Annotated in this window: 18 protein-coding genes and 2 pseudogenes; 10 read left to right on the forward strand and 10 right to left on the reverse strand. The window is 70.3% G+C overall.

All coding sequences use genetic code 11. The annotated features are described in order from the left end of the window. Positions 1 to 452 precede the first annotated feature (452 nt). From trpS to MTF69_RS12580, 3 genes are all read left to right on the forward strand, one after another. Positions 453 to 1,466, forward strand: coding sequence for a tryptophan--tRNA ligase (gene trpS, locus MTF69_RS12570; protein WP_243333552.1), 1,014 nt, complete (start codon positions 453 to 455; stop codon positions 1,464 to 1,466). A gap of 128 nt (positions 1,467 to 1,594) precedes the next feature. Continuing rightward, entirely contained in the window at positions 1,595 to 2,218 is a 624-nt protein-coding gene (locus tag MTF69_RS12575) for a 2'-5' RNA ligase family protein (RefSeq protein WP_243333554.1), read from the forward strand. 145 nt (positions 2,219 to 2,363) lie between these two features. After that, positions 2,364 to 3,380, forward strand: coding sequence for a YhjD/YihY/BrkB family envelope integrity protein (locus MTF69_RS12580; RefSeq protein WP_243333556.1), 1,017 nt, complete (start codon positions 2,364 to 2,366; stop codon positions 3,378 to 3,380). On the opposite strand, the gene MTF69_RS12585 is transcribed toward MTF69_RS12580, so the two are convergent. Continuing rightward, positions 3,328 to 4,578: a D-alanyl-D-alanine carboxypeptidase family protein gene (locus tag MTF69_RS12585; RefSeq protein ID WP_243333559.1), complete on the reverse strand. Its 1,251-nt coding sequence runs from the start codon at positions 4,576 to 4,578 to the stop codon at positions 3,328 to 3,330. The genes MTF69_RS12580 and MTF69_RS12585 overlap by 53 nt on opposite strands. Positions 4,579 to 4,699: 121 nt before the next feature. Between MTF69_RS12585 and MTF69_RS12590 the strand changes: the two genes are divergently transcribed. The 5 genes from MTF69_RS12590 (at position 4,700) to MTF69_RS12610 (ending at position 10,171) form a co-directional block, all read left to right on the forward strand. Beyond that, the gene (locus tag MTF69_RS12590; RefSeq protein WP_243333560.1) at positions 4,700 to 4,960 is read left to right on the forward strand and encodes an SCO4848 family membrane protein; all 261 of its coding nucleotides are present in this window, start codon (positions 4,700 to 4,702) and stop codon (positions 4,958 to 4,960) included. Further along, a complete protein-coding gene (locus MTF69_RS12595; protein ID WP_243333562.1) occupies positions 4,957 to 6,468 on the forward strand; it encodes a metallophosphoesterase in 1,512 nt (503 codons plus the stop codon). The genes MTF69_RS12590 and MTF69_RS12595 overlap by 4 nt, the downstream gene beginning before the upstream one ends. A 133-nt stretch (positions 6,469 to 6,601) precedes the next feature. Continuing rightward, a complete protein-coding gene (locus MTF69_RS12600) occupies positions 6,602 to 8,158 on the forward strand; it encodes an ABC transporter substrate-binding protein (RefSeq protein ID WP_243333840.1) in 1,557 nt (518 codons plus the stop codon). A gap of 60 nt (positions 8,159 to 8,218) precedes the next feature. Continuing rightward, the gene (locus MTF69_RS12605) at positions 8,219 to 8,797 is read left to right on the forward strand and encodes a PIN domain-containing protein (protein ID WP_243333564.1); all 579 of its coding nucleotides are present in this window, start codon (positions 8,219 to 8,221) and stop codon (positions 8,795 to 8,797) included. Positions 8,798 to 9,037: 240 nt separating this feature from the next. Then, positions 9,038 to 10,171 (forward strand): hypothetical protein, encoded by a 1,134-nt coding sequence (locus tag MTF69_RS12610; RefSeq protein ID WP_243333566.1) that lies wholly within the window; start codon positions 9,038 to 9,040, stop codon positions 10,169 to 10,171. Between the two features lie 13 nt (positions 10,172 to 10,184). Here the strand turns inward: MTF69_RS12610 and MTF69_RS12615 are convergent, their stop codons facing one another. Together MTF69_RS12615 and MTF69_RS12620 are read right to left on the reverse strand one after the other, a co-directional pair. Then, a complete protein-coding gene (locus tag MTF69_RS12615) occupies positions 10,185 to 10,367 on the reverse strand; it encodes a hypothetical protein (RefSeq protein WP_243333568.1) in 183 nt (60 codons plus the stop codon). A 42-nt stretch (positions 10,368 to 10,409) separates the two neighbouring features. Beyond that, a complete protein-coding gene (locus tag MTF69_RS12620; RefSeq protein ID WP_243333569.1) occupies positions 10,410 to 11,033 on the reverse strand; it encodes a hypothetical protein in 624 nt (207 codons plus the stop codon). 604 nt (positions 11,034 to 11,637) lie between these two features. On the opposite strand from MTF69_RS12620, the gene MTF69_RS12625 reads away from it, so the two are divergent. After that, positions 11,638 to 12,774, forward strand: coding sequence for a hypothetical protein (locus MTF69_RS12625; RefSeq protein WP_243333571.1), 1,137 nt, complete (start codon positions 11,638 to 11,640; stop codon positions 12,772 to 12,774). A gap of 76 nt (positions 12,775 to 12,850) precedes the next feature. On the opposite strand, the gene MTF69_RS42870 is transcribed toward MTF69_RS12625, so the two are convergent. The 6 genes and pseudogenes from MTF69_RS42870 to MTF69_RS12660 form a co-directional block, all read right to left on the reverse strand. Next, positions 12,851 to 14,023 (reverse strand): bifunctional lytic transglycosylase/C40 family peptidase, encoded by a 1,173-nt coding sequence (locus tag MTF69_RS42870; protein ID WP_308401399.1) that lies wholly within the window; start codon positions 14,021 to 14,023, stop codon positions 12,851 to 12,853. Between the two features lie 2,588 nt (positions 14,024 to 16,611). Then, positions 16,612 to 17,028, reverse strand: a pseudogene (locus MTF69_RS12640) (NUDIX domain-containing protein); the annotation flags it as partial. 63 nt (positions 17,029 to 17,091) lie between these two features. Next, entirely contained in the window at positions 17,092 to 17,706 is a 615-nt protein-coding gene (locus MTF69_RS12645) for a hypothetical protein (protein ID WP_243333574.1), read from the reverse strand. Further along, entirely contained in the window at positions 17,703 to 18,647 is a 945-nt protein-coding gene (locus tag MTF69_RS12650; RefSeq protein ID WP_243333576.1) for a CehA/McbA family metallohydrolase, read from the reverse strand. The genes MTF69_RS12645 and MTF69_RS12650 overlap by 4 nt, the downstream gene beginning before the upstream one ends. Before the next feature lie 234 nt (positions 18,648 to 18,881). Further along, positions 18,882 to 19,211 (reverse strand): hypothetical protein, encoded by a 330-nt coding sequence (locus MTF69_RS12655; RefSeq protein WP_243333577.1) that lies wholly within the window; start codon positions 19,209 to 19,211, stop codon positions 18,882 to 18,884. 89 nt (positions 19,212 to 19,300) lie between these two features. Then, positions 19,301 to 19,855, reverse strand: coding sequence for a hypothetical protein (locus MTF69_RS12660; RefSeq protein ID WP_243333579.1), 555 nt, complete (start codon positions 19,853 to 19,855; stop codon positions 19,301 to 19,303). A gap of 191 nt (positions 19,856 to 20,046) precedes the next feature. Between MTF69_RS12660 and MTF69_RS12665 the strand changes: the two genes are divergently transcribed. Continuing rightward, positions 20,047 to 20,697, forward strand: a complete 651-nt coding sequence (locus MTF69_RS12665) for a hypothetical protein (protein ID WP_243333581.1) — start codon at positions 20,047 to 20,049, stop codon at positions 20,695 to 20,697. Positions 20,698 to 20,729: 32 nt separating this feature from the next. On the opposite strand, the pseudogene MTF69_RS12670 reads toward MTF69_RS12665, so the two are convergent. After that, positions 20,730 to 21,014: pseudogene (locus tag MTF69_RS12670) on the reverse strand (ATP-dependent helicase C-terminal domain-containing protein); the annotation flags it as partial. Between the last annotated feature and the right edge of the window lie 328 nt (positions 21,015 to 21,342).

Below are 21,342 nucleotides of genomic sequence, written 5' to 3' on the forward strand. Positions count from 1 at the left end.
CGTCCGGCGCTTGAGGACCGGGTCCGGGCGGAGCCCGGTGCCCGGCGGAGCCGGGGTCCCTGGGGCTCCGCCCCAGACCCCGCGCCTCAAACGCCGGCGGGGCTGGATTTGGCTGACGTCGGCCGACACGTGCACGTCGGCGGGCTGAGTTGCCCGGAGGGCAATCTCAGCCCCGCCGGCGTTTGAGGCGCGGGTGTGGGCGGCGCCCACGAAGCTCCGCGCAGCGGTGTCCCGCGCCGGTGCCGGGCTCCGCGCCGCGGGCTCCCCGTGTCCTGAGCTGCGCAGCGGCCCTCCGGGTCCAAGAGCGGAAAGCGGTCGCTCGGCCGAGGCAAGATCCGGACGGGCCGCTACCGCCCGGTACCCGTACCGGGGCCCGGCGGGCCCCGCGGGACCCGCCGGGTTCCGGCCAGCGGCGGGGCCGAGCCCGGTGTCATACCTGAGAGAATGGGGCCATGGCTTCTGATCGTCCTCGCGCGCTCTCCGGCATCCAGCCCACCTCCGGTTCGTTCCACCTCGGGAACTACCTCGGAGCCATCCGGCAGTACGTCGCCCTGCAGGAGACGCACGACGCCTTCTACATGGTCGTCGACCTGCACGCGATCACCATGCCGCAGGATCCGAAGGATCTCCGCGCGAACACCAGGCTCTCCGCCGCTCAGCTCCTCGCCGCCGGCCTCGACCCCGAGCGCTGCACGCTCTTCATCCAGAGCCACGTGCCCGAGCACGCGCAGCTCGGCTGGGTCATGAACTGCATCACCGGTTTCGGCGAGGCCAGCCGGATGACCCAGTTCAAGGACAAGTCCGCCAAGAGCGGCGCCAACAACGCCACCGTCGGCCTGTTCACGTACCCGATCCTCCAGGTCGCCGACATCCTGCTCTACCAGGCGAACGCCGTCCCCGTCGGCGAGGACCAGCGTCAGCACATCGAGCTGACCCGGGACCTGGCCGAGCGCTTCAACCAGCGCTTCGGGCAGACCTTCACCCTCCCCGCCGCGCACATCGTCAAGGAGGTCGCGAAGATCTACGACCTCCAGGACCCGGCGATCAAGATGTCGAAGTCGGCTTCTTCGCCCAAGGGCCTGATCAACCTCCTCGACGAGCCCAAGGCCACCGAGAAGAAGATCAAGAGCGCGGTCACCGACACCGAGGCCGTGGTCCGTTTCGACCCCGCGAACAAGCCCGGCGTCAGCAACCTGCTCACGATCTACTCCACTCTCACGGGCGAGTCCGTCCCCGCGCTGGAGGCCGCGTACGAGGGCAAGGGCTACGGCGCGCTCAAGACCGATCTCGCCGGTGTGATGGTCGATTTCGTCACACCCTTCAAGCAGCGCACCCAGGAGTACCTGGACGATCCGGAGACCCTGGATTCCCTGCTGGCCAAGGGCGCGGAGAAGGCCAGGGCGGTCGCCGCCGAGACCCTGGCGCAGGCGTACGACCACCTCGGTTTCCTCCCCGCGAAGCACTGACGGGCACCGAAGAGAAAGAGGGCCCTGGCGATCTGGGGGGTGCTGCCGCCACACTGGGGCGGCAGCACTCGTGCGACGCACACGCGGAGCACAGACCACGCACAGGACTACAGGCGGAGGAGAGCTACGTGGGGACCGTAACGCTCGGCGTTTCGATCGCGGTCCCGGAGCCGTACGGCAGCAGCCTTCAGGAGCTGCGCGCGGGCTTCGGGGACGCCGCCGCGCACGGCATTCCCACGCACGTCACCCTGGTACCGCCGACGGAGGTGGCCGCGGACCGGCTGCCCGAGATCCGCGCCCACCTGGCCGAGGTCGCGGCCGCCGGCCGCTCCTTCGTGATGCGGCTGGCCGGCACGGGCACCTTCCGTCCCCTCTCGCCGGTGGTCTTCGTCCAGGTCGTCGAGGGCGGCTCCGGCTGCACCCGGCTCCAGGGCCAGGTCCGCGACCCGGAGGGGCCGCTCAGCCGGGAGCTCTCGTTCCCGTACCACCCGCACGTCACGGTCGCCCACGGGATCTCCGAGGAGGCGATGGACCTGGCGTTCGGCACCCTCGCCGACTACGCGGCCCAGTGGGTCTGCTCCGGGTTCGCCCTCTACGAGCAGGGCTCGGACGGAGTCTGGCGCAAGCTGCGGGAGTATCCGTTCGGCAACGGGGCAGGCAGTGGAGCGAGCGCCGTTCCGGCGCAGCTCGGCTCGGCGACGGACAACAGCGCGGCAGCGGCCGCCGGCGAGGCGACCGTGCGCCGTTCCTGACGCAGGAACCGCAACCGGAAACCGATCCTTCGCAGGATGAGGGCGTGGAACGGCCGAGCCGTCGGGCGAAAAGTCACAATCGACGACCGTAGTCCCCAAAAGCGGCAATCCCGGCTATTTGCGACAGCTCATTTACGGTGACCGTATGGACTGGCTGACGAAACTCCCGTTGATCGGGCCCCTGGTGTCCGCCCTGATGCGCACCCACCTGTGGCGTTCGTACCAGCGGCTCGACCGCGTGCACTGGACCAGGCTCGCCGCGGCCATCACCTTCATCAGCTTCCTGGCGCTCTTCCCGCTGATCACCGTGGCCGCCGCGATCGGCGCCGGACTGCTCACCCAGGACCAGCTCGACCGGCTCCAGAAGAACCTCGCCGAGCAGGTCCCCGGCATCTCCGACCAGCTCGACATCAACGCCCTCGTCGCGAACGCCGGCACGGTCGGCCTGGTCGCCGCGGCCGTGCTCCTCTTCACCGGAATCGGCTGGATCACGTCGATGCGGGACTGCCTGCGCGCGGTGTGGGAGAAGGACGACGAGGACGAGGGCAACCCCTTCGTCCGCAAGGGCAAGGACGCACTCGTCCTCATCGGCCTCGGCGGCGTCGGCCTCTGCTCGGCCGCCGCCTCGATCTTCGGCTCCAGCGCGGTCGGCAAGGCCGGGGACTGGCTGGGCGTGCCGCGCGACGGCGCGGGCGGCGGACTGCTGCGGGGCGGCGCCTTCGGCGTCGGCGTCCTGGCCGCCTTCCTGCTCCTGCTCTACGCCCTGACCCTGCTGCCGGGCGTCGAACCGCCCCGCCGCCGCCTGATCGAGGCGGCCCTCCTCGGCGCGGCCGGCTTCGAGCTGCTGAAACTGCTGCTCAGCGGCTACATGCGGGAGGTCGCCACGAAGAGCATGTACGGGGCCTTCGGCGTGCCGATCGCGCTGCTGATCTGGATCAACCTCACGGCGAAGCTGCTGCTGTTCTGCGCGGCGTGGACCGCGAGCCGCGACGATGCCGACGGGGACGGCGTGGAGGACCCGGAGCCGGGCCGCGAGCCCACACCGGAGCCGGGCCGCGAGCCCACACCGGAGCGGGGCCGCGAGCCCGCCCCGGAGTCCGCCGGTTCCGCTACACCCGGCCGCGAGCCCGGCGGCCGCGCCCCCGCGGCCAGCGCCGGTTGACCGCGTAGGCCCCGCCGGCCACTGCGGCCAGCACCCCGCCCGCCACGCCGAAGGCGGTACCGATCCCGCCGCCGGAGTCCGCACCGGACGCCGACGGGTTGTTCTCGTGGGACTGGGCCGGGGAGCCGTGGGAGGTGGTGTCGGCGCTCTTCGGCGGCACCAGCTCGCCCACCGGCTTGACCTTCCCGCTCGCCGCGAAGCCCCAGTCGAGCAGGTCGGCGGTCTCCTCGTACACGGAGTTGGCGCCGCCCGTCCCCGGGTTCATCACCGTGACCAGCAGCTTCTTGTCACCGCGCTGGGCGGCGCCGGTGAAGGTGGCGCCGGCCATCGAGGTGTTTCCGTTCTTCACCCCGGCGATCCCCTTGTAGGGGGAGATCCCTCCGGCGCCGGTCATCAGCCGGTTGGAGTTCTGGATCTCGAAGCTCTCGCGCGGCTTCCCGGGCTCCTGCCGGCCGGGGAACTTCGCGATGGCCGTGCCGCAGTACTCCCGGAAGTCCTGCTTCTGCAGGCCGGAGCGGGCGATGAGGGTGAGGTCGTAGGCGCTGGAGACCTGGCCCGGAGCGTCGTAGCCGTCCGGGGACACCACGTGCGTGTCCAGGGCCTGGAGCTCCTCGGCGTGCGCCTGCATGTCCTTGACGGTCTTCTCGACGCCGCCGTTCATGGCCGAAAGTACGTGCACGGCGTCGTTCCCGGACTTCAGGAAGACCCCGAGCCACAGGTCGTGGACGGTGTACTCGAGGTCCTCCTTGATGCCCACCAGGCTGGAGCCGGAACCGACCCCGTCCAGCTCCTCGTCGGTGACCTTGTGGACCTGGTCCTTGGGCAGACCCGGCAGCACGGTGTCGGCGAAGAGCATCTTCATGGTCGAGGCCGGGGGCAGCCGCCAGTGCGCGTTGTGTGCGGCGAGGACCTCGCCGGTCTCTGCGTCGGCCACGATCCACGAACGGCCCGTCAGGCTCGTCGGCAGCGCGGGCGCGCCGGGCAGCAGGTTGACCTGCGTACCGGGCTGCCCGAGCGACTGTCCGCCGACCGTGGACATCGAGGCGGGCGGGGGCGGCCCCTTGCGCGGCTGCCCCTTCCCGTCCACCGGTGGCGTCGGCGTCGGCGCGGCGCACACGGGCGAGGCCAGCAGCGTCGGGACCAGCAGGGCGGGAAGCGCGGCGGATAGGACCGTCAACGCGGTCTTCTTGGCAGACACGCAGGTGAAAGTACATCCCGATGCTGTGCTTAGCATCACGGACCGGCCAACCCGCCGCAACCACCGCCGGGACAGCCCACCCCGGCGCGTCCGTCCTGGGGACGAATCCGATACTGAGCTCATGAAACTCAGCCGCGCCGCTTCCTGGTTCCTGCTCGCCTTCGGAGTGTGGAGCTGGTTCATCTGGGTGTCTTTCGTCCGGAACCTGTGGAAGGACGGCAGCGGTCTGGCCTTCGACGACGCGGGGGACCCGACCGGGTACTTCTGGGTCCACCTTCTCCTGGCGGTGGCGTCCTTTCTCCTGGGGACGGCCGTCGGAGTGATCGGGTTGCGCGGGGTGCGCGCGCTGCGTCGCGAATCACGTACGGAGGAGGGCGCGTGACGATCGTTCTCTTCGCCGCCGTGGCCCTTCTGGTCGTGGCCCTCCTGGTCCTGGTGCACCGCTGGCTCTGGATCCGCCTGGTCCGCGACACCACCGCCCCCGGCGGCGGCGTCCGCCGCGCGGGCACCGCCCTGGCCTTCGCGCTCCCGCTCCTGTCCGTGGCCGCCCTCATGTCGGGCCGCGCGGGAGCCCCCTTCTGGCTGGAGCGCACGGTCGCCTGGCCGGGCTACCTCTGGCTGGCCGTCCTCCTCTACCTCACCCTGGCGATGCTCGTCGCCGAGCCGGTCCGCACGGTGTGGCTCCGCCGGCAGAACGGGCCCACGGCCCGGGCCGCCTCCGGGGCGCAGCCCGGCAGCAGCCCGGCCGCCGCCGCAGGCGTGGCCGCCCCGGGGCCCGGGGCGCAGCCCCGCAACGCCGCCGCAGGCGCGGACACCTCGGGGCCGGGGGCGCAGCCCCACGGCGTCCCCGCCGCCGCAGGCGCGGACCTCTCGGGGTCTGGGGCGGAGCCCCAGTTTCGGGAAGGGGCGGGGAGGGGAACTGCGCCGCAGGCCACCCTCGAAGCCACCGCCGAGCGGACAGCCCTGGCCGGGCAGCACGCCACGGCAGCCGACCCGGCGGAGACCGACCCGGCGGAGGCCAACCCGGCGGCAGCCAACCCGGCGGCGCCCAGCCCCACGGCGGCCGGCCTCAGCCGCAGACGCTTCGCCCGGATCGTCGCCGGCACGGCAGCCGCCGCCACGGCCGGCACCGTCGGCTACGGCACGTACGGAGTCCTCCGCGGCCCCCGCGTGAAGCGGGTCCAGGTCCCCCTGGCAAAGCTCCCCCGCGCGGCCCACGGCTTCCGCATCGCCGTCGTCAGCGACATCCACCTCGGCCCGATCCTGGGCCACGCCCACACCACCCGCATCGTCGAGACGATCAACCGCACGCAGCCCGACCTCATCGCCATCGTGGGCGACCTCGTCGACGGCAGCGTCCACGACCTCGCCCCCGCCGCCGAACCGCTCCGCGGCCTCCGTGCGCGCCACGGCTCGTACTTCGTCACCGGCAACCACGAGTACTTCTCCGGCGCCCAGCAGTGGGTCGACCACGTCCGCGAGCTCGGCCTCACCCCCCTGGAGAACGCCCGCCGCGAGCTCCCGTACTTCGACCTCGCCGGGGTCAACGACATCGCGGGTGAGAGCGAGGGCCGCGGCCCGGACTTCCAGGCGGCGCTCGGCGACCGGGACCGTGCCCGCAGCGCCGTGCTCCTCGCCCACCAGCCGGTGGTCATCGACGAGGCCGTCCGGTACGGGGCCGACCTCCAGCTCTCCGGCCACACCCACGGGGGCCAGCTCTGGCCCGGTGAGTACGTCGCGGAGCTCGCCAACCCCACCGTCGCCGGGCTGGAGCGCTACGGCGACACCCAGCTGTACGTCTCGCGCGGCGCGGGCGCCTGGGGGCCGCCGGTCCGGGTCGGCGCGCCGTCGGACATCACAGTCGTCGAACTCGCCTCATATCAGGCCTGAACCGCCCGAACCTTCAACGCCACGCCATGAATCGGCCTTCCCGAGGCTGAAATTCCGTGATGGGATGTGACCGATAATCGGATAACGGGACGCGGACTTCGGTGTGCGCCCACGTGGGGTGGAGTCAAGGATGCTGCGGTCTGTCCGCTCGAAAGTCATCGCGGCCGGGCTGGTCCTCGGCGTCGGCTCCGTCGCCACCTGGCAGTTGCTGCCGCAGATGGCCGGCGGCGGGGAGCCGATCCGCGTCGGCACGAGCGACGTGGTCTCCTCCCTCGACCCGGCAGGCGCGTACGACGCGGGCTCCTGGGCCCTGTTCAGCAACGTCTACCAGTCGCTGCTGACCATCAAGCCCGGTGCGGACACCCCGGTGCCCGACGCGGCCTCCGCCTGCGATTTCATCGGCGACAAGCTCACCACGTACCGGTGCGAGCTGCGTCCGGACGTGAAGTTCTCCTCCGGCCGCGCGATCACCGCCGAGGACGTCAAGTACTCCTTCGACCGGATCAAGGCGATCAACTCCGACCAGGGTCCGGCGCCGCTGTTCAACACCCTGGAGTCGGTCAAGGCCGAGGGCCGCACCGTCACCTTCAGCCTCTCCGCCGGGGACGCCACCTTCCCGTTCAAGATCGCGACGGGCGCCGCCTCGATCGTGGACAAGGACAAGTACCCGGCCAAGGCCCTGCGCGAGGACGAGAAGGTGGACGGCTCCGGCCCCTTCACCCTCGACGGCTACACGGCCGGCGCGAGCGTCGAGCTGAAGCCCAACGCCTCGTACAAGGGCCAGGTCAAGGTCTCCAGGAGCGCGGTCACCGTGAAGTACTTCAAGGACTCCGCGCAGCTGGAGCAGGCCTGGACCGACCGCGGGATCGAGGTCGCCCACCGCGACATGCCCCCGGCGGTTCTGGCCGACCTGAACCCGGGCCTGGAGGACACCCGGTACCAGGCCTCGGGCGGTACGGAGATCCGCAGCATGGTCTTCAACCTCCGCCCGGGCTCCTCGGTGGCCCAGCCCGCCGTCCGTCAGGCCGTCGCCGCGGTCGTGGACCGGGCCAAGGTCGCGACCGAGGTCTACAAGGGCACCGTCACCCCGCTCTACTCGCTCGTCCCGGCGGGCATCGCCGCCCACAGCACGCCCTTCTTCGACGCCTGGCCCTCGCCGAACGGACTCACCGCGAAGAAGCTGCTCAAGGACGCGGGGATCACGACCCCCGTCGCGATCACCCTCGGGGTCAACGTGCGCGGGGCGAGCGTCACCGAGGCCGAGGAGCTGAAGGCGCAGCTGGAGTCCACGGGCCTCTTCCACCTGACCATCAAGCCGGTCGAGAAGTGGAGCGACTTCCAGAAGGCCTACGCGGCGGGCGAGTTCGACGCCTACACCATCGGCTGGATCGCCGACTTCCCGGACGCGGACAACTTCCTCGCCCCGCTCGTCGGCGCCGACAACTCGATGAACAACGGCTACTCCGACAAGGCCGTCGACTCCCTCATCAGCCGCACCCAGTCCTTCTCGGACCGCGGCGCCGCCGCCAACGACTTCCGCGACCTGCAGAAGCTGGTCGCGCAGCAGGTCCCGATGCTGCCGATCTGGCAGAAGAAGGACTACGTGATGTCCCGCGAGGCCGTCGCGGGCGGCCAGTACCTCTCGGACGGCACCGGCGTGTGGCGCCTGTGGGAGCTCAGCTGGATCTAGGGCCTGTTGCGAAAGTGCTGGTCACGAGCATGTTCGTGCGGGCTGTGTTTCCATGCTCCGGTGAATCGAGAAGGTGTCCCCGCAGCCGACGGAGTCCCGGTCCGTCATGTCCGGCGTCGCAGCCCGCTCGACCTCGACGAGTACGTCCAGCCCGGCGTGGCGATCGTCTACGACACCAACGCCCTGAACCACTGGCCACGGCCGGACCAGGTGACGTGGACCAAGGTCCTGCGCGAGAACGTCCTTGAGGGGAAGCTGGCCCGGCTCGTCATACCGCTCGTGGTGATTGATGAGCTCGATCAGCAGAAGAGCGGGACCAACGCCCTGAGCGACAAGGCCGGCAAGGCCATCCGCTTCCTGGAGAAGACCCTGGACGGGACCGACCCCGGCCAGGCCGTGAACGTGCGGGACGACGCCACGCTGGAGGTCCGCCTGGGTCCGCCGGGGCATCAACGAGACGACACGGACATGGAGATCCTTCTGTGTGCCGCCGAACTCGACCAGCTCGGCGTACAGACCCGGGTGCCGAGCAACGACTTCGGTCTGCACCTGCGTGCCCGGAGCATGAGCCTGTTCCCGATGAGGCTGCCTCAGGCCCAGCAGCGGAAGGTGTCCCCGTCGCCCTCCCCTGGTGCGTGAGACGGCCGCTCTGGGCCTCAACTGGGTGCCAGGCGCCACGTATTCTCCGACGTGATCTTTCTCCGTCTATCGACACCGAGTGAGGTACCTGTGCGTGCTCCTGTGCGGCCGCTCGTTCTCGCCCTGTCCTTGACCACTGGTCTCGTCTCCGGGTGCGGCTCGGCGGCCGAGGACGCCAAGCCGAGTAGCACGCCCCCGCCGGCCGCGAGCTCACCTGCGCCGCCTGCGGAACCGAAGCTGGTGCCGCACGACCCGCCCAACTGGTTCGATGCCCGCGGCAAGGTGCTGCTGCCCGAGGTGGCCACGACGGGCCGGACCAACCTCGCGGGCCAGGTCCGCGGGGGCGGGACCGACCTTCCCGTCCTCCTTCACGACGCCTTGGCCTTCGTGGCCTCCCCCACCGGGGTGCAGGTGGTCGATCTCGCCACGGGCCGCACCGTGGGCGAGGAGGCGGCCCGTGGCAAGGCGCTGCGCAGTGGCTCCGAGGGGTTCACCCTGCCGCCGGTCCTGGCCGGCACCGAGGTGCTGACCCCGGCCCTGATGGCGACGCCCGCCTCGGGTACGTACGCCGCCGGGGCGGTGGTCGAGGTCGTCGCCGTCGGTACGGCGGCCCCGTACAAGGCTGCTTGGCGGACAACGGTCAAGCTGCCCGAGTGGGCGCTCCAGTCCACCAAGGTCAAGGTCAAGGTCGTCGGCGCGCAGGACGGAACGGCCGTGGTCACCGTGGTGGGCGCGGACACCGCGGTGACGTACGGGATCGACACCGTCTCGCACTCGCTGCGCTGGACCCACCCCGGCCTGGAGGCCGTCGCGGTGGGCACCGGAATGGTCACCGGCCTACTGGACGGCGAGCCCCTCACCCCAGTCCCGCTCGGGGTAGATCTCGCCAGCGGCACCGAGAAGTGGCGGGGAGTGGCGACGTACGCCGCAACCATGGAGGCAGCCGGTCCCGCTACCATCCGGGTCGCAGGTCAGGGGCCCAGTGGCTCGAAGAGCGACCAACTGCTGGACATGACCAGCGGACGGCTCCGCGCCGCCATGCCCCCGGAGCTGGAGGCGACGACCTGCACCTACGACCAGGTACGCACGCTGGTGTGCGAGGGCTCCTTCACGGTCGCCGCGGTGGACCCGGCCACCGGGCAGTTCCTGTGGGCGCTCAAGGACGGCGAGGGCGGTCGCGAGGCGCCGAAGGTGACCTCGGTCTGGCACGGGCGGGTCTACGGCCAGGGTGCGGGCGGCCCTGTCGCCCTGGACGCGCGGACCGGTGCGGACATGCCCACCCGGCCCGAGGCCGCGCCGCTCCTCGTCAACGCCTACGTCGGCCTGGTGCTCAATAAGGAACTACGGCTTACGAGTTACCCGGCCGGCGGCTGACCGGGCCCGCGGGTCACAGGATGTTGCCCTGCCTGCGGAGTCGGACGGTTGCCGCGAGGGCCTGGTGCAGCGGGGTGGAGAGCGGGTCGGCCTCGTCACGGCCGGCGCGCTCAGGTGCCGATGGTGGCAGCAGCCGCATGACCGCCTCGACCTCTCCCCAGCCGCGTGACCATATCGGCCAGCGGATCGTCATCATCCGCAAACGGCCGCGCCACTCTGTCGGCTTCGCAGATCCGGGCTAGGACCGGCTCCTCCGCCACCAGCGGGGGCGCGCCTGCTCGCCCTGGCCCAGGACAAGGTCTCGCCGACCGAGGTGCCTGCCAGCAGCAGTGGCGAACTCGGAGATAGCGACAAGGAGCTGCCCGTGTAGCCCCCTGGGGCTGCCGAGACCGTTGCTAGAAGCGTCCTCCGACGAGAGGACCAGGCTTAGCATCATGGCAACCTTTTGCACACGGACCGCCGACTGCCAGACCTCATCCGGACCCTCAAGCTGTACATGTTGGACGGCCCCGACCAGATGGTGGTCGTTCACCTCCTCGATGCGGGCCCGGCGGGCTGCACGGGTCTCGGGACTCATGGCCGGGCGGTTTGGGGTTGCGTCGCGGTTGAGGGCTTCCGCGTCGACGAGCGCAGCCTGTACCGCCTTCTCGTAGTCATGGGCCGCCGTGAGCAGGCGAGAGTATGCCTCCCGCTGTGCGGTCCGCCGCGCGGTGTCCAGCGGCCCGAGGTACGCGGCGCTCGCCTGGGCGAACACCCCCTCAACCGCTTTCCTGGCCTGATGCCTTGTGGTTCCGATTGCTGCGCCCGCCGTCACGAGTCCCGCACCCGCGCCGATCAGCGCTGCGGCTATCTCTGGTGTCATGCCAGCGATCCTGCCGGATGGCCGGGCTTGCCTCAGCCACCGTCGGGGCCACCTTCGGCAACGTATCGGGCGACCGAGTCGACGCCGGAGCGGGCGTATCACTCCAGGGAGCGCGATCAGAAGCCGAACGGCCACTTACCCCTGCGAGGTTCCCCGAAGCCGGCGTACAGCTCGCGCACGCGCTCGGAGATGGCTTCGTACGCGGCTTCCACTGCCTCGCTCGTCTCTTCAAGCGCGGTCTAGATGCCGATGCCGAGCGTGCCCCTCTGCATGCCTTCCTCCAGCGTCGCAGGCCCGTCTGGCTTTGTTGGCGAGTTGTCACCTACGCAGCCATGCTGATGTGTTGGCAACGGTGGCGGCCCGAAGGGAGTTGTCCTCGGCGGAGTCGGTCGCGGAAGTGCTTACATGGCGACTGGACGGGTGGATGAAGCAGCGCGCGAGCGCGGAGACGTCCGGTACGAGTCCGTCGTCGACAGTCGCGGGCGGCACGGTGGGAGGGGCCGCACCGGCACGTAAAGCGGCACCGGCACCACGGCGCAGGCCGCCCGGGGAAGGGCAAGGGAAGCGTCCGAGGAAAGCCCGTTAGCGAGGGGAGACCAGCGAGATGTCGACACCAGAACAACAGGAGCCGTTCGCCGAGTCGGCAGGCGAGGCGCTACAGACCGCAGTCATGTCGGTGCGTCTGGTCATGGCCATTGCGGACGCTGTCCGCAGGCATCAGCAGCGGAAGATGAAGGGGGAAGAGGACGAGCTTCTGCCCGCCGCGCAGACGGCCGTGGATGCGCAGGAGGAGCTGAAGGGCCTGCTGCCCTCGGACATTTCCGCGGCACTGCTGAAGGACGCTGACTGGCCACAGATGGCACAGCAGCTGATGGCGCTCAAGAAGGCCGGGGTGGACCTAGAGCAGCTGCTGCCGCGGGTCGGCGAGATTGCAGTGAGCGTGCGGGACCAGGTTGCCGCGAACGAGGCGCGGGTCGCGGGGGAGGGGACCGGGCAGTGGGAGAGGATGCTGCGCGAAACGCTCCCGGCGGGGATGGTGCGCGAGGCGATGCTGTCCTCGCCGGCGTGGCCGGACATGGCGGCGACGCTGAGTGAGATGGATGCGAAGGGGGTGAACGTGCGGCAGATCCTTGCCGCCGCTCACGACGAAGGCCTCGGTGTGGACCAGGCGATGGCCAAGGTCTTGTCCGCGGGCGAGACGCCGACCATGAGCCGCGACGCGATGCGGTTGTGGGGACCGTTGACGGAGGGGCTCGACCTTCCGCCGGATCTTGACCTCTCTGACCGGGAGCGGGCGTTCCGGCAGGTGGCGATCTCGCCCCAGGACAATCAGCGCTTCACTCGCATGGTGCGTGAGGCGATGCCCGGACGTGAGCGCGACGCTGACCTGATGGTCGCCGCGAAGCAGTGGCCGGTGGTGGCGTCGCGGATGGCCAAGATGGAGAGCGAGGGCAAGCCGGTCAAGGGCCACCTTGCGGGGCTGATGAAGGACACCTCGTGGGAGAAGCGGCCGGGGTCACTCGGCACGCGGCTTTTGCACGCGACCAGCGATGCACTGCGTCGTCCTCCGGCTACGGCTGGCACGGGGGCGCGGCGGAGGGTCAGCACGACGGCGGCCCTGTTGCAGTCGTCGACGGTGGGCCCTACTAGGGCGCAGAATTCCAAGAGCGAGGCGCCTGCCCAGCCGGGGGTTGCTGCGCACCGGGAGAGTGCTGTGGCGAAGCAGGGCAAGACTCGCTAGAGGGCTGGAACAGAAGCGTGCCGCAGGCCTCTTCGGGTCTGCGGCACGTGCTGTTTTCGGGTACGGAAAGGTCGGGTCAGGGGCGTGTGGCGCCGTAGTAGTCCCGTTCGGGCATCGCGGAAGAGAGGGGCACGACCTCGACAAATTTTCCGGTGCGGGGGGCATGGAGCACGTTCCCGTCGCCGGCGTACATGGCGACGTGGTAGATGGAGTTTGTGCTGCCGTGGGACCAGAACAGGAGGTCTCCGGGCTGGAGTTGGTCGCGACTGACGGGGTGGTGCGAGGTTGCGCGGTACTGGCGGTCGGCTACGCGCGGCAGCTGTATGGCGGACCAGTACGCGTACTGGACGAGGCTGCTGCAATCGAAGCCCACCGTGACGGACGCGGAGCAGGAGCCGTTGAGGTAGCCGTTGGTGCCGTCGCAGAAGCCCAAGCCGGGGCCGGCGGGTGTGCCGCCGCCCCATGAGTAGGGGGTTCCTATCCGGCCGGCCGCTTTACGCAGGGCGTCGGGGCCGCTTCCGGTGCCGGGGATTTCGATCTGCCCGGGGCCCTGGAAGCGGGGGAGGTCGGCGAGGATGCTGCGGACGTAGTTGTACGTCTCGCCGCCGGAGAAGGACTTGGGCGGGACTCCCTTGTACTTGTCGACGCGTCCCCATCCGGCGTTGTAGCCGGCGAGGGCGAGGGCACGGGGTTCGTCACTGTATCCGGAGCTCTTTCCCTGCTTGATCAGGGAGCACATGAAGCGGCCCTGTGCCATGACGGCGTCGCCTATGTCCCAGGGGGAGGCCTCGCCGTTCTTGTCGGAGTCGCGTCCCCAGGTGGCCCAGGTGCCGGGCATGAACTGGGCGGGGCCTTGGGCTCCGACGTGGCTGGTGGCCTCACCTCGGCTGGTCTTGAATTTCGATTCGGCCCACAGCTGGGAGGCGAGGAGAGCCGGGGTGATCTCGGGCTCCGAGCATGATTCGTCTTCGGCGCGGGGCGACGGCGTGTCGTGGTAGACCGGGCCCGCGCCGCGTTCGCGTCGGGCCGCCGGGTCCCGACCGAGCCTACGGAGGGTCGTGTGCCCTTCTGGTCGTCCCCGTGTTGGCGAGCAGCCGTGACGGAGTCGCTGCTGTGGATGATCCAGTCGGTGGGGCGGAAGTGAGAGGAGAGGGTACGGCCGAGCTGGGTCGCGTCGAAGGGGCCGCTGGACTCGAAGACCCCCAGGGACATCGGCCTGCCCAGCGTCATCTCCCACCTGCCCGCCCACTCGGCCAGCGCAGGGAAGGCTTCCATCACCGTCTGCTTCTCGAGGTACCCGTGCCCGCCCATGAAGTCGCCCGGATACCGGTCGGAGTGGTGGGCGTTCCAGTGTTCACGTGCGGCCCGGACGATCGCTGTGCTGTTGATGTCAAGGTCGAAGTCGCTGGGCTCAGGTTCGGCGCCGAGGCGCCACATCAAGTCGTAGGGGCGGCGCACAGGCCGGTCCTCGTTGCCGCCGAGCCATTCCCGGAGGCGTTGCGCCGCCTCCGGATTGACGGCCGCCAGATCCTCCTCGCGAGGCAGTGTCTTGTGAAGGCCGGAGAAGAAGTCTGCGCCGGTGCCCTTGAGACGGATGTCGACTTGGGACGCCTCGATGCCGTCCTGCCCCAGTGCCTCCAGCATCTCCGTGCGGAACCCTTGGTAGAGCTCCGGTGTCATCCCCATGGGAGCCTCACCACTGAGCAGCCATTTGACCTGGACCGGGTTGATGCCGAGGAAGTCCAGGTCGCGCTGGGTGATGGCGTAGCCGGAGTCGTCGCGGGGCCACCACTCCGGGAACTCCTCCTCGCCCTCCAGTATCCGGGCGATCCGGCTGTCGAACGGATCGGCGGGATCGAGTTCCGCCGTGATCGTAAGAGGCTGCCACTGGGAGCCGGGTTCATCGGGGACCTGGGCTGTGCTCTCCTGCACGGTGTTCTCCGGCTCCTCGGCGCCGGCCAGAACGGGGGCACCGAGGGCGACGCTGCTCGCCGCTGTCTGTTCCATGGCAGGGGCCGGGGAGCCAGCGGCGAAGACCCCGTCGAGCGTGACCAGGCTGTCGCCCGGCAGCGTGACCCACTCCTTCTGCCCGAAATAGCCCATCCCTGTCACGGGGAGGGACAGGATGTCCTCGGCGGGCTTGAGGTCGGCCAGGACCACGCCGCCCCCGCCACGCTGCTCCAGCCAGTCGGCCACGATCTGACGGTCTGCGGACCAGCTCGCCAGCGGCCTCTGGCGGGCCTCGAAGGTTTCCCCGACGTCCAGGCCCGCCCATTCCGGCTGTCCGGCTCCCTCCGGCCAGCTCATCGCCCGGTAGGACATCACTTCGGTGACGCCGTGTGCGGCGAGGACCTCCTGGGTCATCTCGTACTGGGTGCGCAGGAACTCCCGCAGCGCGTCGCGGTTGTAACTGAGTTCGCGGTCGACGGAGAAGCGGGTCTTGGGGTCCATCCGCCATTCCAGCACCTCGGTGAGGCCGAACTCCTCACGGGTGGCCTGCTGCAGCGCGAGCACGCGTACGTTGTTGTTGGAGCCGTACGACCATGACCCCATCAGCTCGCTGACCGCGATCATGCGGACCAGGGTGTCGGCCTGCGGGCCGTCCATGGGCACCACCATGTCCGGGGCGTGCCGGGGATTGCCAGGGTCGAGTTCGTCGACGTGAAGGACGTCGGCCCCCATGGAGGAGTACTGCTCGTTGTGCGGGACCAGCACGTAGCTGCCGTCGCCCAGATGGTCCGCCATGTCGTTGCCGATGTTCAGGCCCATCGCCGCGAGGACGAGCTCGGGCGTGGACGATCGCATCCGCTCGGCGATGGCCCGGATCGCGATGGTCTTGGCCTGGGGTGTGCTGTTGATCCGGCCGTTGTCGGTCAGCAGCGCCTCGCCGACCCGGAGCCGGTCGGCCCGTTCCTGCGAGCCCAGTGGCGGGGGCAGCGGGTGGTGTCGCTCCGGTGCCAGCACGGGCAGTGCGACGTGGTGACCCGGCGGCCGGGGCAGCAGCGCCCCAGTACCAGTCGCGTGTTCAGCAACCTGGCCGAACCGTTCCATGACCGTGTCATGGAGCTCGGGCCGGGCAACGTGCTCGAACAGGGGCCGCAGACCGTCGAGGTGCCGGCGCATGATCTCGATGTCGCCGGGGGGAACCGGATTGTCCACCCAGGAGAACACGTGCGGCTCGGCCTGTCGGAAGAAGGTGGTGACGAACGGGTTCGACGGGTCCGGGACGAGGCCGCGGGACATGACACCGTCCACGACCGTGAGCAGGCTCTGCTGCTCTCCGAGTGCCAGTTGGGCGATGGTGAAGCCCTGGGTTGCGGTCAGGGCGTGGTGCAGGCCGAGGAACACGCCGTCACGGGTCCTTGCCGCCCCTCGGTCCGCCAGATCGGCCAGGTCCTGGTGGCGGGTGGAGGCCTGCTCACCAGGCATGTGATCGGTGTAGACCGTACGCGGGCCGATCGGGTGGGACAGCGGAACGCGAGAGCCCACTGCGCGGCCGATGTAGGCGTCGAGGAGCCTGTTCACCAGGTCCTCGGCCCGCGCATGCTCCTCGTAGACGGCCTGGGTGCCGTCGTCGAAGGTGGCCAGCTCTCTTTCTGTGATCCCAGCGCCGTCGCCGAGCGCCTCGCGGGCGATCACGTGTGCGCCAGTAACGGGGTGCGCGGGCAGCGACGTGACCTCGGTCGACGCGGTCCCGGGCGTGGACGGCTCACCGTTCAGAACTGAGTCGAGCGCAGTGCGGACCTTGGGCCAACTCGCGGCGAAGCCGGGATGGAGGTTGATGTCCGGGACCTGGGAAAGGGGGATCCAGGCCAGGGCCAGGGACTCGCCTTCGACAGGCTGGACAGTCATTCGCTGGTCGACCGAAACGATCACGGTGTCATACGACCAGCCGCCGTGGTCGTCCCGTACGACTCGCTCTACGCGGGCCCGGGCGGGATCGAAGTCGCTCTCCTCAACTGCTTCACGGATCGCGGCCTCGGCTGCGGACTCGTTGCTGTCGCGGGCGCCTCCGAGCAGCGACCACGTCTCCCCGTGGTCGGTGTCCGTGTCCCTGTGGTGCAGGAGCACGTACCCCTCGCCGTCCGTGCCGCGGTGGACGGGCAGCAGCCCGGCGGCACCGAACCGGCCCCAGTGTCCATGGCCCTGAGCACAGTTCACCCAGCCGTCACCCGCCATCGCGGGCAGCGTGGTGGTTCCGGCGTCTGTCCCCGACGTCTCACTGCCCAACTGCTCACTCATCGCAGCCCCCATCCGCTCGTTTCGATACGTGGTGCCGTTGCTGCCCCCGTTGGGCCGTGGCCCTGCGCGGCGGGGTCATTCGCCGCGGAGAAACCCCTCGGCCTGGAGCCGCAGAGCCGTGGGAGCGGCGGACCAGGCCGGGGTCCGCATCAGCTCGCGCAGCTTGACCTCCTTGACCTCCCGCGGAGCGTCCGCACGCAGTCCGACGTGGGGCCACACCCGGTCAAGGTCGTCGTATGGCAGGTCCCAGTGGGAGCCGAAGGCGGACTCGGCGTCGCCGGACGGTTCCACGGACGGGACCAGGACCTCGTCGGCGGTGGCGGCGGGGGTGATCTCGACGATGGTGAGGCCGAGCCGGTCGATGGCCGCGCGGAACAGGGCACGGTGGTCTTCGACGGTGCCGGCGGAGGGCCGTTCTCCCGGGTAGAACAAGGTGAACGCCCAGCCGGACTCGCCGATCCGGGCCACGTCCAGGACGAGGCGGGTGCCGTTGTCATCGGTGAAGGAGCGGTGCGCGATGCTCTCCGCCGCTCCGGGCCCCTCGGTACGGGGCGTCGCGTCGAGCCGGAACGTTCCGAGCAGCCAACGCTGCTGGTCGGATGTCAGCTCCCCGTGGGAGAGCGCGTGGAGCGCGGGCCACAGCATGATGAAGGGTCCCTTCTGGGGGTCGACGGCAACGTGAGGTTTCATGATCGCTGCTGCATCCGGGCCGGGGCAGCCGAATTTGCTGTGAGATGGATCGGATTGCTCCAGGCCCGTCCTCCGGCGGCGTCTTCGACGGTGACCCGGCAGAACCCCTGCCCGAACATGGCCACGGGCAGGGAGCACTCCGTCAGCGCCTCGCCCTCGACGACCTGGAGGCCCGGAGCGCCACCGGTGATCAGTATTTTGCTCACGGGCGAGGAGCGCACCGTGATCAGGCCGTCGTCGAGCCTGATGTCGTGCAGCTCGGGACCAGTGCTGGAGTAGTAGCGACCGGCCTTCAGGGCCGACAGGAGTGCTTCCGGGTCGAGGGACTCGGCGCGCACCTGGACCCAGGCCACGCAGCCAGGCGGATCCTGGGGCTGGAAGTGCGCGTCGTCGGCGGCGTACGCGTTCAGCCGGTGTCCACGGTTGAGGAGGACGTCGGTCAGGTGCCAGCTGTCGCCCCGGTGCTCGCGCTCCGCGAGCGCGTTGTACACCTCGACTGCGTGGGCGGCGTCCAGACTCTCGGCATCGGCGGTGGTGAGCAGCGAAGCCGCCGGGTGGGCCATGCCGATGAACGCACCCGCCGCCCGTGCCCGGCGCGCCAGCTCCGGTCCGCTCTCGCCCGGCTCGGGCGGTGCGAAGCCGAGGGGCAGCCCCACCGCGACGATGTGCCACTTCGGCCCGGCCTCGGTACGCGGGGCGTGCAGCTCGGCTCCCAGCAGTGTGGTGAATCCCGGTGTACGCAGCTGCCGGGTGTCCGTCAGCGGGAATCCGTACTCGGCCCGGAAGTGATCGGTGACGGCCAGGAAGTCGTAGCCGGCCTCCTGATAGCGCTGCGCCACTTCCGCGGGTGAGAGCGCCCCGTCGGACTCGTTGGAATGGGTGTGCAGGTTCCCGCGCCAGAACCGGCCGGGCTGATCGAACGGCAGATCCGTCATGAGCATGAGTCGTCGCACCTCGGGGGTTGGGGACAGGGAGAAGATCGGGCCTGATGGCGGGGACTGGCGGGCAGTGACCGTTTCGAGGTTCCTGAGCCGGTCGACTTCGGCCAGGGCCGCCGTGTGCAGGTGCACCGCCCAGCTGCGGGTGCCGGGTGCGGCTCCGTGCCCGTGATCCTGGCGGCGTCCGGCGGCCCGGCCGGCGGATGGCTGGTGCTCAACTGGTTTGCCCTCCTTCGGTCAGTCGATGGGCTCGGCGGCGTAGGTGCCGTCGCCGAGCGGGACGTCGGTGAGCTCGAAGCGCTGCGTGCGTCCGTCGATGTGGTGGGTGATGACGGTGCCGCTGGGCCGGGTGGTGTCGTACTGGCCCGGGCCGCAGGTGCGCAGCAGGGTGTACCGGCGGAGCGTGCGTGCGCACTCCAACGGGGCAGCTGACGCGAGATCTTGACCGGCTGCGGTCCAGCGGTTCAGCAGTCGGCGGGGGACGGTGGCGGCTCCGGCCAGCAGTGCGGTGGAGCAGGTGGTGATGAGAGCGCCGGACAGGATCTCGGTGAACAGTTCGGGTAACACGAGGGGCCTTTCGCGGTCGGTGTGGTCCGCTCGTCTAGCGGGCCGCGCCGACTGTGGAGGACGGCGGGGTTAGCCGCGCAACCCCCTTCTCACCCGGGCTCTTGGCCGGGATCGTCGAACATGACGCGGGGTACGTCGTCATCGGGTCCCCAGCCCGGGGGCGGGTCGAACGCGGACGGCACGTCGTCGCTGCCCCATGAGACCGGGGTGGGGGCAACACCCAGGCGGGCGAAGGCGTCTCGGAAGACCGGGACGTGCTCCCGATCCATCTGGTAGGCGATGTTCTTGTGCCAGCTGGGGTTGTCCGGGTCCCATACCGGGCTGATCGGCGCGCTGATCCCCTCGGGCCACCAGCCCTCGCGGACTCCGCGCGGGATCGTGCGGGACAGGGCGACGGTCGGGCCGTTGAGCTTGCCGATCGTGCTGCGCAGCCGGTCGGCGTCGATGTGGCCGTTTCCGTCGATGACGACCATCTCGGCGAACCGGCGGGCGCCGGCGGTCAGGGCGCGGAGGTAGCGCTCGGCCCGGTCGGCGGTCCAGCCGGTGTTGACGGTCGTGATAGTGAGCTCGGCCCGGTGCGCGGCGGCGAGGGCGACGAGTTTCTCGGCGAAGGCCTCGTCCACGCCCTCGATGGTGATCTTCATGGCGGCTCCGGCAGATTCTTACCCGGTTCTCCGGGTTCTTCATGTCAAGTATGGCCCGCCACGCCTCGCTCCGGTGCGGAATTTGGAGAATCCAGCGAGATTTCTCCATCGGATCTGGCGATGAGGCGCGGCACGCTTATCGCCTCGGATAAGGTCGAGGCGCTCTTGCGGACCGGTCCTACGCTGGAGGCATGGCCACCGATCCCTTGCTGAGACAAGGCCCCGACTCGACGGATCTGGTCCTGCGCGTCGGCCCGGCCGGGCCGACGTGGAACGCGCTGACCTCGGCGGGGCCGGCGCTGTTCACTCCGCTCGCTCTGGGCGTGCCGACCCTGCTCGTCGCCTTCTGGATGGCGCTGGCCGGGGCGCGGGCGTCGACCGTGTTCGTGGTGGTGGGGGTGATCGCCGGGCTGGAGTACCTGATCGGCTGGCTGGCGCTGGCTTTTCCCCGGGCCCGGGACATCCTGCGGGTGGAGTTCGCGCCGGCCGGGGTGCCCGCGTCTCTGCGGTTGGTCCGGGCCGCCGGGCCGGACGACTGGCTGCCCGTCAAGACCCTGCGCGAGGTGCGGCTGACGCACAAGGTGGTGGAGCCGCACCAGGGGGACTACAAGCCGGCCGTCTCCACGCTCGCGCTGGAACTCGTCCTGCGGGGCGTCCGGGAGCGGCTCGCGCTCCCGGACGGCGGCGACCCGCAGCGGCTCGCCGACGCGCTGAAGGCCCTGCTCGGCCCGGCTGGGGTAGTGGTGGAGCTGCGCACCGAGCGCAGCACGCGCGATCGGCCGCAGCCCAACTCCGGCTGGACCTCCGGCGGTTCGGCCTCGGCTGGCTCGGGTGGCGGCTGACCCCGGGCTGCCCGTGGCGCTCCCCGGTTGGGCGTGTTGAGCCGCCGGGTCGGCTCGGCCGCAGCCGGGTCCTCCGGCCACGGGTGGCGGGGGTAGCGGCCGCGGAGCTCGGCCCGCACGGCGCGGTAGCCCTCGCGCCAGAACGACGCGAGGTCGCCGGTGACGGCGGCCGGGTGCCCAGCCGGGGAGAACAGGTGGACGGTCAGCGGGGCCCGCCCGTCCGCCAGCGCGAAGGCGGCAGACCAGCCGAACAACTCCTGCAGTTTCACCGCGAGTACGGGCCGCTCGCCGCTGTAGTCGACCCGGACCCGCGAGCCCGGCCATGGGGACCAGCCGGACAGTCAGTATCGGTGAGAACGATCATGATCGGTGGTGGCGGTCCGTCAATGCCCTCGCTCGGGTCGTGAGGCTCCTATCTTTTTCATCGACGAGAAGACCGCGATTCGTTACGCGGCCTCCGCACGGCAACTCATGGAACAGTCAACCGAAGCCGATACCGTGGCTTCACCACGAACCCACGGGTTCACCCCCTCGCAGCACGGCGACGAACCTCCGGGTTCCCACTGAAGACCCTTCAGTTTCCATGAACTCACGGGCATCTTGGGGTGCCGGTAAGAACCGTGTCACCAGCCGCAAACGACGGTG

Source organism: Streptomyces sp. AP-93 (genome assembly GCF_022808175.1).
Taxonomy (GTDB): Bacteria; Actinomycetota; Actinomycetes; order Streptomycetales; family Streptomycetaceae; genus Streptomyces.

What these genes read in the sequence shown, in the direction of transcription:
- MTF69_RS12625 (WP_243333571.1), top strand. Translation starts at nt 11,638, where the DNA reads ATGTCGACACCAGAACAACAGGAGCCGTTCGCCGAGTCGGCAGGCGAG.
- MTF69_RS12665 (WP_243333581.1), top strand. Translation starts at nt 20,047, where the DNA reads ATGGCCACCGATCCCTTGCTGAGACAAGGCCCCGACTCGACGGATCTG.
- MTF69_RS12650 (WP_243333576.1), bottom strand. Translation starts at nt 18,647, where the DNA reads ATGCTCATGACGGATCTGCCGTTCGATCAGCCCGGCCGGTTCTGGCGC.
- trpS (WP_243333552.1), top strand. Translation starts at nt 453, where the DNA reads ATGGCTTCTGATCGTCCTCGCGCGCTCTCCGGCATCCAGCCCACCTCC.
- MTF69_RS12590 (WP_243333560.1), top strand. Translation starts at nt 4,700, where the DNA reads ATGAAACTCAGCCGCGCCGCTTCCTGGTTCCTGCTCGCCTTCGGAGTG.
- MTF69_RS12645 (WP_243333574.1), bottom strand. Translation starts at nt 17,706, where the DNA reads ATGAAACCTCACGTTGCCGTCGACCCCCAGAAGGGACCCTTCATCATG.
- MTF69_RS12660 (WP_243333579.1), bottom strand. Translation starts at nt 19,855, where the DNA reads ATGAAGATCACCATCGAGGGCGTGGACGAGGCCTTCGCCGAGAAACTC.
- MTF69_RS12580 (WP_243333556.1), top strand. Translation starts at nt 2,364, where the DNA reads ATGGACTGGCTGACGAAACTCCCGTTGATCGGGCCCCTGGTGTCCGCC.
- MTF69_RS12620 (WP_243333569.1), bottom strand. Translation starts at nt 11,033, where the DNA reads ATGACACCAGAGATAGCCGCAGCGCTGATCGGCGCGGGTGCGGGACTC.
- MTF69_RS12615 (WP_243333568.1), bottom strand. Translation starts at nt 10,367, where the DNA reads ATGATGACGATCCGCTGGCCGATATGGTCACGCGGCTGGGGAGAGGTC.